14 protein-coding genes, 1 tRNA gene, 1 rRNA gene and 1 other RNA gene are annotated in these 14,411 nt (G+C 37.8%); 5 read left to right on the forward strand and 12 right to left on the reverse strand.

Annotation, left to right across the window (positions count from 1 at the left end):
- From B5473_RS01960 to B5473_RS02015, 12 genes are all read right to left on the reverse strand, one after another.
- Positions 1 to 93 (reverse strand): 16S ribosomal RNA (locus tag B5473_RS01960); the annotation flags it as partial.
- 276 nt (positions 94 to 369) lie between these two features.
- A complete protein-coding gene (locus B5473_RS01965) occupies positions 370 to 639 on the reverse strand; it encodes a pro-sigmaK processing inhibitor BofA family protein (RefSeq protein WP_079523429.1) in 270 nt (89 codons plus the stop codon).
- Positions 640 to 702: 63 nt separating this feature from the next.
- Positions 703 to 918 carry a YaaL family protein gene (locus tag B5473_RS01970; protein WP_079523430.1) on the reverse strand — a complete coding sequence of 72 codons (216 nt, stop codon included), beginning with the start codon at positions 916 to 918 and terminating at the stop codon, positions 703 to 705.
- Positions 919 to 934: 16 nt separating this feature from the next.
- The gene (gene recR, locus B5473_RS01975; RefSeq protein ID WP_079523431.1) at positions 935 to 1,531 is read right to left on the reverse strand and encodes a recombination mediator RecR; all 597 of its coding nucleotides are present in this window, start codon (positions 1,529 to 1,531) and stop codon (positions 935 to 937) included.
- 70 nt (positions 1,532 to 1,601) lie between these two features.
- Positions 1,602 to 1,916 (reverse strand): YbaB/EbfC family nucleoid-associated protein, encoded by a 315-nt coding sequence (locus B5473_RS01980; RefSeq protein WP_008408640.1) that lies wholly within the window; start codon positions 1,914 to 1,916, stop codon positions 1,602 to 1,604.
- A gap of 25 nt (positions 1,917 to 1,941) precedes the next feature.
- Entirely contained in the window at positions 1,942 to 3,693 is a 1,752-nt protein-coding gene (gene dnaX / locus B5473_RS01985) for a DNA polymerase III subunit gamma/tau (protein ID WP_079523432.1), read from the reverse strand.
- Positions 3,694 to 4,014: 321 nt separating this feature from the next.
- Positions 4,015 to 4,282, reverse strand: an RNA gene (gene ffs / locus B5473_RS01990) — signal recognition particle sRNA large type.
- Positions 4,283 to 4,399: 117 nt separating this feature from the next.
- Positions 4,400 to 5,188 (reverse strand): 2-keto-4-pentenoate hydratase, encoded by a 789-nt coding sequence (locus tag B5473_RS01995; protein WP_008408638.1) that lies wholly within the window; start codon positions 5,186 to 5,188, stop codon positions 4,400 to 4,402.
- Positions 5,189 to 5,206: 18 nt separating this feature from the next.
- A complete protein-coding gene (locus tag B5473_RS02000) occupies positions 5,207 to 6,019 on the reverse strand; it encodes an FAD synthetase family protein (protein ID WP_079523433.1) in 813 nt (270 codons plus the stop codon).
- Between the two features lie 43 nt (positions 6,020 to 6,062).
- Complete coding sequence (locus tag B5473_RS02005; RefSeq protein ID WP_008408636.1) at positions 6,063 to 6,533, reverse strand: flavin reductase family protein; 471 nt, start codon at positions 6,531 to 6,533, stop codon at positions 6,063 to 6,065.
- A gap of 60 nt (positions 6,534 to 6,593) precedes the next feature.
- Positions 6,594 to 7,595, reverse strand: coding sequence for a 4-hydroxy-2-oxovalerate aldolase (dmpG, locus tag B5473_RS02010; RefSeq protein ID WP_079523434.1), 1,002 nt, complete (start codon positions 7,593 to 7,595; stop codon positions 6,594 to 6,596).
- Positions 7,596 to 7,610: 15 nt separating this feature from the next.
- A complete protein-coding gene (locus B5473_RS02015; protein WP_079523435.1) occupies positions 7,611 to 8,483 on the reverse strand; it encodes an acetaldehyde dehydrogenase (acetylating) in 873 nt (290 codons plus the stop codon).
- Positions 8,484 to 8,820: 337 nt separating this feature from the next.
- On the opposite strand from B5473_RS02015, the gene B5473_RS02020 reads away from it, so the two are divergent.
- The 5 genes from B5473_RS02020 (at position 8,821) to B5473_RS02040 (ending at position 14,360) form a co-directional block, all read left to right on the forward strand.
- Complete coding sequence (locus tag B5473_RS02020) at positions 8,821 to 10,647, forward strand: helix-turn-helix domain-containing protein (protein ID WP_079523436.1); 1,827 nt, start codon at positions 8,821 to 8,823, stop codon at positions 10,645 to 10,647.
- Between the two features lie 298 nt (positions 10,648 to 10,945).
- Complete coding sequence (locus tag B5473_RS02025) at positions 10,946 to 12,151, forward strand: acyl-CoA dehydrogenase family protein (RefSeq protein WP_079523437.1); 1,206 nt, start codon at positions 10,946 to 10,948, stop codon at positions 12,149 to 12,151.
- Positions 12,152 to 12,211: 60 nt separating this feature from the next.
- Positions 12,212 to 13,186 (forward strand): catechol 2,3-dioxygenase, encoded by a 975-nt coding sequence (locus B5473_RS02030; protein ID WP_008408626.1) that lies wholly within the window; start codon positions 12,212 to 12,214, stop codon positions 13,184 to 13,186.
- 84 nt (positions 13,187 to 13,270) lie between these two features.
- Complete coding sequence (locus B5473_RS02035; protein ID WP_079523438.1) at positions 13,271 to 14,122, forward strand: alpha/beta fold hydrolase; 852 nt, start codon at positions 13,271 to 13,273, stop codon at positions 14,120 to 14,122.
- A 145-nt stretch (positions 14,123 to 14,267) separates the two neighbouring features.
- Positions 14,268 to 14,360, forward strand: a tRNA-Ser gene (locus B5473_RS02040).
- The last annotated feature ends 51 nt before the right edge of the window (positions 14,361 to 14,411 follow it).

Raw genomic sequence — 14,411 nt, forward strand, 5'->3', positions numbered from 1 at the left:
AAGGTGCAAGCACCAATAAAATTTCCGCTCGACTTGCATGTATTAGGCACGCCGCCAGCGTTCGTCCTGAGCCAGGATCAAACTCTCCATAAAAGTAGTTTGAAAGCTCATTTGCTTTGCTAGCGATCCAACTTCGTTAGAAGTTGGAATCTATTGTTTGCTTCATTTAAGAAGCTTGTTTTCATTAACGTTGCTTGTTCAGTTTTCAAGGTTCATTGCGTCGTTTAAGTGACAACTTTTATATCTTATCATTCTTCGAATGTTATGTCAACATTTATTTTAAAATGTTTTTCCGATATTCGTTGTCGTCGTTGCGACTTATAATAATATATCACGATATTATTCACTTAGCAATAGTTTTTATTATTTTTATTTAAATAATATTAGCAACGTTACACACATCATACCGGGAATGCCTAAGATTGCTATTGTAAGGACTGAAAAGAAATTGATTGGCACATAAAAAAGAAGCCCTGCTGCCCCGATCATTAAGTTCCCTAAAAACAGTACAACGATAACAACTGCAATTTTAAACCAGAACCAGGCAAAGTACTCCCACACTTTACCCCTTGCGTTTTTGTTTAATAAAAAAAGAAACAAGACAACAAAACAGACCATAGCTAAAACTATGTATTGCATAGCACCATCCTTTTTTATTTAGTGGTAACATATGCAACTGCTTCGCTTCTTATTTCTAAAAGATTATTTAATTAGTACACGACGTACACGTGCTTCTTTATATAAGTAATAATGTATGCTTTCGGCTCTTTTTCGTTCAGCAATTACATTTAAGTTATAGTCGTCGGTCAATTCTTCAATTACCTTCGCACTTTGTAAAGCTTCTTTTGTCTCTTTAATAGAAGAAACTAGTTTCTCATCAAATTCTTTTTTGAGTTTCCCTTTCCGAGAAAATAACATGGGGCTTCCTCCTATATTACAACTCGCGTCGACCTTCCAGCGCTTTTGATAATGTTACTTCATCCGCATATTCTAAATCTCCGCCAACAGGTAATCCGTGTGCGATACGTGTAGTGCGAATTCCTGATGGTTTAACAAGGCGGGAAATATACATTGCTGTCGCTTCCCCTTCTATTGTCGGGTTCGTCGCTAAAATTAACTCTTGTACACGCTCGTCATGCAAGCGCCCCAATAACGAAGCTACATTAATATCTTCAGGTCCTATACCGTCCATCGGTGATATTGCACCGTGTAATACATGATAAAGACCTTGATAATCACGCATCTTCTCCATAGCTATTACGTCTTTCGGATCCTGTACAACACAAATTGTTGATACATCACGTTGTTTATCTGAACAAATATGACAAGGATCGATATCAGTTATATGACCACATTGAGAGCAATAGAGTAAGTTACGTTTTGCATCAACAAGCGCTTTTGCAAATGTCGATACAGTATCTTCTTTCATTGTTAATACGTGAAATGCCAGTCGAGCAGCTGTTTTTGGACCAATGCCCGGCAGCTTCATGAAACTGTCTATTAATCGAGATATCGGCTCTGGATAATGCATTCTTTTCCCCCTTCTTTAAAAAGGCACATCCCAATATTTGAGATGTGCGCTACGTTCTACTTGATTCAACTTAGAAAGGAAGGTTCATTCCTTGTGTGAATTTGCCCATTGTAGAATTTGTTGTCTCTTCAACTTTTTTCAATGCTTCGTTTGTTGCAATAACGATTAAATCTTGTAGCATTTCGATATCTTCCGGATCTACTACAGATTCATCTAAATTTACTTCAAGCATTTGACGTTGGCCATTCATTACTACTTTCACCATACCGCCACCTGCTGCACCTTCAAATAACTGTGCATTTAAAGCCTCTTGTGCTTCCATCATTTCTTTTTGCATTTTTTGCATTTTTTTCATCATGCCTTGCATATTACCCATACCACGCATCTTATTTCCTCCTTAAAATGTGTATTTATTCTTCGATAACCTCAACAAAGTCTTTTCCAAAACGTTTTTCGGCTTCTGTAATGAGCGGATCTTGCGCTTCCATTACTTGAACATCGTCAAGGAAAGGGGGCTCCTCTATTAAATCCTCCACCGCATTCACTTCATCCGATAGTGATTTTTTTTGATTTAAGCCATTTTCATTTATAAAGTTTTCACGCAAACGAATCCAAGCTGGCTCCGGGATACATAAAAGCTCATATTGAATCCCTATTTCTGAAGCAATCTGCTGTGTAAACAATGAAACAAGTGCATTGTTGTCAGCTACCATTTGACAATGTATATCATACTTGAATTTTATCACAAAAGCACTTGCATTTGCGGCTACAGGCTCTGCATCTGCCAATAAAGCTGCATGTGATTTTTGCAAGCTTGCCAAACCACCCGCCCAAGCAGATTTCACTTTTTGCAGGTCAGATTTTGTTGCAGTCTTTAATACTTCCTGAATACGGCCAGTTGGAGCATTATACTGATTTCCTTGTGGACGTACACGCTGGCGGGCCTGTTCTTTTTGTTGAACAGGTGCTCCCCCTCCACCACTTTGAAGCTGTTGAGACAGTTGCCCTAACCGGCTTTCAAGTGAAGCTACCTTACCTTCAATAGCTGGATCGACTGCTGCCGTCGCTTGTGGTGAAGCTTTATATTGGGCCATTTTTAAAAGGGCCGTTTCTAAATATATTTTCGTATGATGCGAAAAGCGCATTTCTTGCTGGGTCTTCGCCAAAATATCGATAAAACCGTAAAGTGTATTAGCTTCAAACTGTCCTGCTAATGACAAAAACTTTTCTTCAGGTGAAATAAACTCCAATAATTCCTCTAACGTACCATCTGTCTTTAATAGAAGCAGATCCCGGAAGAAAGTAATAAAGTCTTCCGCAAGGCGTAATGGTTCTTTCCCATCCGCAATTAAGTTTTCGACATTGCCTAATACTTGGGCAACATCCTTTTCCTGTAGGGAAATCGCAATATCGTAAAACGCATCCTGGCTTACAGAACCTGTTACAAGAAGCACATCGTCCAATTGAACGTGTTCATTACTAAATGAAACAACCTGATCAAGTAAACTAAGTGCATCACGCATACCTCCTGCTGCAGCTTGAGCAATTGCCTTTAATGCCTGCTCATCATAGCCCATACCGATATCTTCCAATACAACCTTCATACGCTCTACTATATCTATAGAAGAAAGTCGTTTAAAATCAAATCTCTGACAGCGGGAAATAATTGTAGCTGGTAGTTTGTGAGGCTCTGTTGTCGCTAAAATAAACACCGCATGCTCAGGTGGCTCTTCAAGTGTTTTTAATAATGCATTGAATGCGCTCGTAGAAAGCATATGCACCTCATCTATAATGTACACTTTAAAGCGAGCATTAGCCGGGGCAAAACGGACTTTTTCGATAATATCGCGCATTTCTTCCACTCTTGAATTGGAAGCAGCATCAAATTCTATTACATCCGTATGTGAACCTTCAGTAATACTTAAACATGTAGGGCATTCATTGCATGGCTCACTTGCCGGGGCATTTTCACAGTTCAATGCTTTTGCGAATATTTTTGCAGTACTCGTTTTCCCTGTTCCTCGAGGACCGGAAAATAAATAGGCATGTGTTGTCTTGCTTGCGAGGAGAGCATTTTGAAGGGTCCTCTTTACATGTGTCTGACCTGACATTTCTCTGAATGACTGAGGTCTATAAACACGATAAAACGCTTGATATGTCAACCTTTCCCCTCTCCCTTCCATTTAAAAATACATACATTCAGTATAGCATAAAGTATGTACAAACTCTTTTGAAATGAGATGAATAAATTATGCCTCGGCGTATTTAAGTCCAGTTTTTTCAGACCCACAGGATGCGGGTCAGTCAGCAGTTGTCGCACGATGCGACGTTATTACGCTGACTCTATTCCATTAAAAAATCTCCAGGGACTTATCTTCATTCGGCGGCTTTTTAAATGCCCCGAATGAAGATAAACTCTCTTTTTCATATAAAAAACGCACCCACCAATAAATGATGGATGCGTTTGAAATGGTAATTTAATACCGTGCACCTTTCTTCGACTGCCGCACATAAGCGTTACTCTTGTCGCCAGCTCGGGTTAGGCTCCCCCGCGGCACATAAGTGATACCACTTAATGCTGCTTCCTTCCGGACCTGACATGGTTCATGGGTACTTATTGCGCAGGACCCAACCGTCAACACTACGTGCAAAAGGCAGACCAAACAATACGGACAGCCTCAGAAAAGGAATTCAATCTTGCTAGAGCGGATTGCAAGTTACAGGGCACCGCTACCTCCCCATCTAGCACGGCAAGTATTAGTATACTAAGCAAGCTATCAAATTGCAATGAATTGCTTCAATTAAATTTTCCCAACGCTAGCAGAACTATACTCTAGAATGTCCTTTAAATATTTCACATTATTACTTTCACTTGATAAATTGGACTTTCACTTCACCAAGCGTATTAAATGATGCTGTAAATTTGTCACCAGGCTCTGCTACAACAGCAGCAGATAAAGCCCCAGATAAAATGACTTCCCCAGATTTTAATGTAACGTTGTATTCATGTAATTTATTCGCTAACCAAGCAACACAGAATGCCGGATTCCCTAATACATCCGTCCCTTTTCCTTCATTAATTAATTCATCGTTTTTTATAAGTTCCATATGAATTGCTTTTAAATCAATATCGTTCACATTAACTTTCTTTGACCCTAGTACATATAATCCGCATGATGCATTATCCGCTACTGTATCTACAAGACTTATTTTCCAATCTTTAATTCGGCTATCTACAATTTCAATGGCCGCTATTACATAATCTGTCGCATCTAAAACATCCTCAACTGTAACATTTGGTCCTACTAAATCTTTTTTTAGTACAAAGGCAATTTCACCCTCAATTTTTGGTTGAAACAGTTTACTAAGTGAAACGATGCCTTCATTCGGAACTTCCATTGAGTGAAAAAGGTGCCCATAGTCTGGCTGGTCCACTCCTAGTAAATTTTGCATTGCTAAAGATGTTAAGCCAATTTTTTTCCCTGAAATCACTTCACCCTTGCTTGTAGCTGCTTCAACTCTTTGAATCTGAATGGCATAAGCCTCATCAATTGTCATCATAGGGTTTAATATAGAAAGAGGTTCTGAAACGGATGTATGCTTTTCATAAGCCCTATCTAATAATTCTATAGCTTTTGACATCAATCCCTCTGTCATATTCACTACTCCTTTCATTTAAATTGCTTTTGATGGAACCGCTTTTTCAACTTGCTGCAACCAGTGAATAGAAAAAATCCCCTTTGGCAGACGTCTTTGCCGTTCCATTCGTTGGATTTGACCTGCTGCATCAATTGAAATATATGTTCTTAATTGTTTATTCGGCAGTTCTAAAATTACTTTATAAATACCTGCAGATGGCAACATTGTCTTTTCAATTTGCTGAAATTTATTACCGTCCCAATGCACCTTGGAATTAAAGTGATCTCCTAAGAAGTGTGGGATTTCATGAACAGCGGCCGCAAGTAAACGTTGACGAATCGCACTTGAGCTGATTTTTTCACCATCATAATCAATGCATTCTACTTTCGTAACCGTGATTTCCCCATTGGAATCAGCCACTATTTGCGAGAGTTTAGCTACACCCTTCACACCGTAGGAAAAATCAAATCCTGCTACTGCATGGACAACATCAAGTTTCATTAAATAATCTTCTACAAATTGACTAGATGTGAGCGCAGCAAACGCCAATGTAAAATCCACCAGATAAAATAAATCAACACCAAGCTGTTTAAGCCGTTTTTCTTTTTCACAAGGAGTTGATAAGTGCGGTACTATGCTTTGCCCCTTAGATAAAACATTGATAGGATGTGGACGAAAACTCATTACTGCTAATGGTAGTCCGCGCTTATTCGCTTCTTCACGAGCTGTCTTTATCACTTGCTGATGTCCAAGGTGGATCCCATCAAAATAACCGAGTGCCATTACGCAAGAAGTTGCCTGTTTTTGAATCAAGTGCAAATTTTGACTATTAATAAAATGCGTCTTCATCCAACAACCTACCTTTCTACAATCTAAGTTTATTTTTAATAGATTAAGCCTCTACTAATGTACTTAAATTACGATATTTACCTGCAAAGTATAGCAATGGATCGCCATCTGTAATCGTAATATCATTTACCTTACCGATAAATAATGTATGATCACCTTCAATATACTCAGCTGATACCTCGCACGAAACTTGTGCTAATGCTCCTGGAATAACAGGAACATCTGCTAAACGTTCAAATGAAACTTGCTGGTCTTTAATTTGCCCAGCAAAGATTTTTGAAATATCTTCTTGATTTTCTGCCAAAATGTTAACAGAAAATTTCTTTGAATCTTGAATCTTAGCAAGCATACGTGCATTTTCCTTAATTGAAATAACAACTAATTTCGGTGTAAGTGAGACAGACATGAAAGCATTAGCTGTCATACCATGTGGCTCACCCTCTGTTTCCGTTAGAATTACTGTAACACCTGTCGCAAACTTCCCCATTGCATCTCTAAATAAACGATCATCCATTTTATAACCTCCTCATTTAAATTTAAGATTGTATATTTGAATATAATTTCCAACTTCTAATTAAGCTTTCTGTAACTCTGCTGCAACTTCCAAAATCATATCTTCCTGTCCACCTACAGCTTTCCGTCTACCGATTTCCATTAAAATATCCCGTGAATCAACACCGAACTTTTCAGCTGCTTTTTGGGCATGTAATAAGAAACTTGAATACACTCCAGCATAACCAAGTACAAGACTGCCTCTCGTAATCTCTTGTGGTTGCGGTAAAATAGGCGCAATGATTTCCTCTGCAACATCCATTATTTTATAAAGATCCACCCCAGTTTGAATGGCCATTTTATCTAGTACGCTAACAAAAACTTCTGTTTGCGTATTACCGGCACCCGCACCTAAGCAACGAATGCTACCATCTATACGTTCAGCACCGGCTTCAATTGCTGCCAATGAATTTGCAACAGCTAAAGATAAATTATTATGCGCGTGGAATCCTATCGGGACAGCAATTTCCTGTTTTAACGCCTGTACGCGATCCATTACTTGATTTGGTAATAAAGCACCCGCAGAATCTACAATATATATGACATCTGCTCCGCCATTTACCATAATTTTTGCCTGTTCTACAATTTCCCTTGACTCTGCCATATGCGACATCATTAAAAACCCCACTGTTTCCAAGCCTAACTCTTTCGCATAAGCAAGATGTTTTAAAGATACATCCGCCTCTGTGACATGTGTTGCTACACGTACCATCGAAACACCTAAATCGGCTGCTCGCTTAATATCCGGCTTCGTTGCAATACCAGGTAATGATAACACCGCAATTTTTGCATGCTTTGCTGTTTCTACTGCCGCTTCAATTAATTTGAATTCATCTTTTAAAGAGCGGCCATATTGAATCGTTGAGCCACCTAATCCATCACCATGTGCAACTTCGATATAAGGTATATTTGCTGCATCTAAACCAGCAACTGCAGCACGCACCTGGGCTTCTGTGAATTGGTGACGCATCGCATGACTGCCATCTCGTAAAGCGACCTCTGTTAGTATGACATCTCGTTTCATCAGTAATCCCTCCCGTTATAATAATGCTTTTGACTTCGCCCATTCCTCGGCAATTTTAATCGATGCCGCTGTAATAATATCTAAGTTTCCAGCAAAAGCAGGTAGGTAGTCTGCAGCACCCGCAACTTCTAAAAATACTGAAATTCGATTCCCCTCCACAAATGGTCGAGACTTAAGACGATAGCCGGGAACATACTGCTGAACGGCTTGTTCCGCTTGAACTAGCGCTTCATAAAGAGTATCTTCCTCTACAGGTCGATCCACTAATAAATGAATGGTGTCATTCATCATAATCGGCGGTTCCGCAGGGTTTAAAATCAGAACGGTTCTTCCTTTCTTAGCACCACCTACAAGCTCGATTGCCCGCGAAGTTGTCGCTATAAATTCATCGATGTTTGCACGAGTTGCAGGACCCGCACTTTTACTTGCAATAGTTGCCACGATTTCGGCATACTCGACATTATATAATTTGGAAACTGCATGAATAATCGGTATTGTCGCTTGCCCTCCACATGTCACCATATTTACATTGTCTGCATTTGGATGAGCATGAAGGTTAACAGTAGGAACAATTAGCGGACCAATTGCTGCAGGAGTTAAGTCAATGGCACGGATGTTACGTGCCCGTAATTGTTCAGCATGCTTTATATGTGTATAGGCGCTTGTCGCATCGAATACAGCATCAACTTTCACACCGGCATCCAAAAATCCATCTAGCCCTGTGTGAAAGGTTTGAAATCCAGCTTCATGCGCTTTGCGTAAACCATCTGATTCTGGATCAATACCAATTACTGCTACTAATTCTAAGTTGGATGAACGCATTATTTTTTTCATTAAATCCGTACCGATATTGCCTGAGCCTAAAATAGCAACTTTTAAATTTGACATTCATTAATCCTCCTTTTGTCAAAACTAGTAAGACATTTCATTTGTAAACGCTCTCAAATTTAAGTTGAAAGTAGCATTTACCTGTCTTTTAATAGATGATATTATTTTAAATATTCAAAAATTTGAAACGGAAACAATTCTGGAAAATTAGTTTCCACACTTTACAGGTTAAAACTTTCAATTCATAAATCCCCTAGGTCAAAAAACTCAACGTTTAGAACTTCACAAATAAATGATAGCATAGTGAAAAGAAAGAATATCCACACATTAAATAGCTAATTCTGATTTTTTTTAGCGTAAATCGTTTAAAAAACTTAATTAAGCCAGGGGGATCATTATGAATTTAAAGCAAAAAAATTTAAATGACGTATTTCATTTACCTAAAGATGAGGCTTTAACAGCATTTTATGATCGAATGATAACAATTCCAACTACTGCAAGAACAGCATTAAAAAAAGAACTACTTTCAATTATAGGAGAAGATCGCTCGAAAGGCGTTTTTGTTCGATATGGTTGGCATTGTGGTGTTAGCGATGCTAGAAAAGCAAAGTTATACCACTACAAGGATGAGCTGGAACTGATTTTAGGCGGTACAAAATTTCATATGTTGCACGGCTATGTTGATCGAGTAAGCGTATCTGACATTCATTATGATGAGAAGAATTATTTGAAAAAAATAGACGTTATTTGGGAGAATTCTTTTGAGGCCGATGAGTTTTTGGCAGATGGGGACTTAAGTGATCGTCCAATTTGCCATACACTATGTGGTTATGCAAGTGGCTATTTATCCACGGTATTAGAAAAGACCATTCTTGTAAAAGAGGTGGAGTGTCGTGCAATGGGGTATGAGCAATGTAAAGTAATTTGCATGCCTCTCGAAGAATGGGGTCATCAAGAACACGAATACAGCTATTACCAGTCAACTAGCATAATTCAAGAGCTAGACGAAATAACAGCAAAACTGAAAATAGAGCGTGATTATTTAAAACAAGCAAATGAAGTTCAACGAAAATTAACCCATGCACTTTTATCAAAGCAAGGGCTCCAAAAAATCGTCAATCTATTAAATGAATCAACCGGTTTACCAATATTCATTGAAAACGAGACGAATGAAGTGATTATAAAATCAGCAGATGTCATGATCGATTTTGATTTGGAAAAAATTGATATTGATACTACTGAATTTATAACTATTACACCTGAACTAGGAATACTTAGAACCCCTATTTATTTTGAAGAGCAAATTAAAGGTTATTGTTCATTTATATATCAGACGGGGAAAAAACCAACGGAATTAGAATACATGATTATCGACAAAACTGCTTTAACAGCATCTGTCATTTTACTAAATGAAAATATTAAAATTGGTACGGAACAGAATATAAAGCGAAGTTTTTTAAGCGATGTATTGGATGGTAAATTAGAGCAAGATGAAATTTATAAAATTGCTCATTACCTCAATTTTCCGCCTACTGAATCGTATTGGTTGCTTACATTAGAAAGAACATTAAATCATTCTAATATTAGTGATGAAATAGAAGTAAACGAAGAGTTGATCAGACAAATTATCCTATTTTTAAATGAAAGAAATATTAATGCCCTTGTCTCGCAAAAGACCGATAAACTCATTATCTTAATTGAATATCCAACATTTAAAAGGTTAAATACAGTGCCCCACACATTTATAAACCAGTTACTAAAATACTGCTTACGTCGTTTTAAAAGTTACGAATTTTATATAGGAGCAAGTACGGTTATAGAAGATTTGAGCCAAATCAATATTTTATATAACGAGACATTGGCAGCGTTAAAGGCAAAAAACCCAGAAAAGCATATTTGTTTCTATGAAGATCTGGAAATTGAAGGCGTACTTTTCCAAATTAAAGACGAGGTTCTAATCGATCGCTTTGTAATGCAACAATTAGGTAAATTATTGGAGATAGACAAAGATTACGATTTAACAAAAACGATTTATACCTATATTGAGAATGGCATTAATATCAATAAAACCGCGAAAGCTCTTTCCATGTCTATTAGTGGATTAAGGTACCGCTTATCTAAAATCAGCGAAATTTTAAATATTGGCTTAGATGATACAAAGCGCCTTTTCTCTGTCTATATGGCATTAAAAGTATTAAAAGTTAAAAACCAAATTATATTTTAAAGTCCCCCTTACCATTAATTTAAAAGTTCTTAAAGCCTTAGAAAGTAGCATTTTTTACTTTCTAAGGCTTTGTTTTAAAAATCAGTAAAGAATATTAACAGCATGAATAGAGCGTTAAATAACTATTATTACTCATCCCCCCAACCTCAATAAAACGTATTTAGTCAAAATATTCTAAAAAAAGGCGTTTTTCCGTATTTTAAATAGCTATCTCAATAAATTCAGATAATTATAATAATAGATAACCAGTACGACAAGATGCTGTGATAACGCTTACAAATCAAAAAGGAGGATTTATATGACAATTAATTCTTTGGCACTTCTTGAAAAGACATTGAATCGTGAAGAACTACTCCAAAAGGCAAAAGAAGTAGGTGAGTTAGCAGAGAAATATGCAGATCAAACTGATTTTGATAGAAAATTACCGGATGAAGTCATGGAAAAGGTAAAAGAAGCCGGCTTCCACAAGTTACTTAGACCAAAAGCATATGGTGGGCAAGATTTAGACTACTATACATTTGGGGATATTATCCGAACTGTAGCGAACTATAATGTTTCAGCAGCATGGTTAACATACTTTGCTATTATTCATGAAACTTGGCCAGCTTTTTTAGACAAACAAGGTCGGGAAGAGCTATTCGGCACTGGGGAATTAATGGCCGATGTTTTTGCTCCGATTGGTAAGGTCATAAATGATGGTGAAGGATATCGTATATCAGGAACATGGAACTTCTGCAGCGGCATTCCTTACTGCGACTGGGTTGCACTAGGCGCTATTCATCAATTGCACGATGGGACAGAACCAGAATTTGGCCTGTTTATTGTCCATAAAAAAGATTTTGAAATTGTTGAAAACTGGGATTCCCTAGGTTTACGGGGAACAGGCAGTAACGCTGTAAAGTTAGATAATGTCTACGTTCCAGCAAATTATGTTTTTCCGGTAACTCGAGTAGTGAATGGGGCAACTGCACCGGACGGTAATTACGAACCGGATTACCAAATTTTCAATGTTCCCTATCTTGCATTCTTCTTAGCTGGTTTCTCACATGTAGCAATTGGTGGTGTGGAACGCTTAATACGAAACTTTAAAGAAAAAACAGAACATCGTGTTCGTATTTTCAACAATAATACAAATGAAAAAAATGCAGGTACGGCACAGCGGACACTTGCAGAATTAAATATACAACTAACTGCTTTAAAAGCTTTAGCAAAAGATTATGCAGATCGCTTACACCGTTACCAGGATGAAGGTATCCGCGTTTTAGATGAGGAAGAACGTGAACAGTTATTTGCAATTCGCGGCTATATTGCAAAAACTTCTGCAGAAATGGCCACTCGTATTTTAATCACGCTTGGTGGTAACTCAGTCTACAAGAGTGATGGAACAGAAAGATTTGTTCGAGATATTCTTACCGTTGCTGCTCACCCAACACATCAATACGAAGATGCAATGGCCGGATACGGAAGCGCAATTCTTGGATTCAAAGGACATCCGACTTGGTAAATTCAAAACTATGAATTTTACTATAAAAAAATAAACTTATGAAAAGTGGAGGATTTTAATATGACAAAAGAGCCTATGTTTGACGTTGCACAACTTGCACACTTTGAAATTTACAGCCCTAAATTAGAGGAATCAGTAGAATTCTTCAAAAATATTCTTGGTATGGATGAAGTAGGTCGTCGAGGTAACTCAGTTTATATGCGTGCTTACGAGGATCATTACCATAACACGTTAATCATTACAGAAAATGATGAAGCTGGTTTAGGTCATATTGCTTTAAGAGCTACTTCTGCTCAAGCATTAGAGCGCCGTGTAGCTGAAATCGAAAAAACTGGATATGGGATTGGTTGGATTGAAGGAGATGTCGGTCACGGTCGTGCATACCAATTTACAACTCCAGACGGTCATAAAATTGAGCTTCTATGGGATGTTGAGTATTATGAAGCCCCTGAAGACCAAAAAACACCATTATTAAATCGCCCGCAAAAACGTCCAAATCGCGGTGTGCCGGTTCGTCGCTTAGACCATATCAACTTATTAGCAAGCGATACTGACAAAAACGTTGAGTTCTTAAAAGAGGTGCTTGGTTTTAACTTACGTGAACGCATCGTAGCGGACGACGATTCTTCCATAGCTGCATGGTTAAGTGTAAGTAATTTAGTACATGACATTGCAATTATGGGCGATGCATTAGGTGAATCAGGTCGCCTGCACCATATTTGCTATTGGTACGGATTCCCTCAGCATTTATCAGATGTTGCAGACCTATTAATTGAAGCTGGCTATAATATTGAAGCTGGTCCAGGTAAGCATGGCGTAACTCAAGCTGCATTCTTGTATGTAATGGAACCAGGTGGAAACCGTGTAGAATTATTCGGTGACCCAGGCTATCAAATTTTTGATCCTTCTTGGAGAACTGTGGAATGGAAAGGTAAAGATTTAGAAAAATCTATTATTTGGCATGGTTCTACCTTACCGCAGGAATTCTTCCAATATGGTACTCCTATTAAATCTGGAGAACTTGTTAAACCTTAGAAATATAACTTATTAGAAAGATGGAACTTGTTTTCTTCTTTCTAATTAATTTTCAATACAATTAACAAAAAAGGAGTGGCTGAATTGAACATTAGTTCAAACTATTTAAATATCAATGGTGTTAACACACACTATCATGAAGAAGGTACTGGAAGAGAAACAATCATTTTAATACATGGATCAGGACCTGGTGTGTCTGCACTTGCAAACTGGCGTTTAGTTATCCCACGTCTTAGTGAATCGTATAGAGTTTTAGCGCCGGATGTTATCGGTTTTGGTGAAACAGATAAATTAGCAGACCATAATTACAATATTGAGCTATGGGTGGAGCACTTAATTGGCTTTATTGAAAAGGTTGCTGATGAACCCGTTTATTTAGTTGGTAATTCATTTGGTGGTGCATTGTCTCTTCATATCGCATATCGCAGACCAGATTTAGTAAAAAAATTAATCTTAATGGGTAGTGTTGGCACAAAGCATCCAATTTCTGATGGTCTAGACCGTGTGTGGGGCTATGAACCAAGTTTAGAAACAATGAAAGAGCTTATTAAATTGTTCTCGTACGATCAAGCAGCTGCAAATAATGAAGAACTTGTTCGCATGCGCTATGAAGCGAGCATGCGCCCTGATGTAAGAGATGCGTTCTCGGCAATGTTCCCGGAACCGCGTCAAAAAATGTTAGATGAAATGGCTTTAGAAGATGAGCAGATTAAGCAAATTGAGATTGAAACATTAATTTTCCATGGCCTGAATGACCAAGTGATTCCAATCGAAGATACAAGCTATCGATTAATTCAATTACTCCCCCACGCACAACTACATGTATTTAATGAATGTGGGCACTGGACTCAAATCGAAAAAACAGAACCATTCATTGAAAATATTTTAAGCTTTTTAAAAAATTCATCGAATAAAGTTTATGCCTCAAAAAAATAAATCAATAGTAAAACGAGACATCCTCTATAAATTTGGATATCTCGTTTTCTCTATTTAATCAGCTTATAATTTTCCCGAAAAAATTATTGACGTAAATCTCATTCCATGGTAAATTAATCTTTGTCGAAAAGACATCTTATATTTTGGAGGTATACCCAAGTCTGGCTGAAGGGATCGGTCTTGAAAACCGACAGGCGGGTAACACCGCGCGGGGGTTCGAATCCCTCTACCTCCTCCATTTTTGAACTTTCATCCGCTACATTAGTTGAGCGGTTTTTTTATATGTAAA

The sequence above is a fragment of the Solibacillus isronensis genome (assembly GCF_900168685.1).
GTDB classification, from domain to species: Bacteria; Bacillota; Bacilli; order Bacillales_A; family Planococcaceae; genus Solibacillus; species Solibacillus isronensis_A.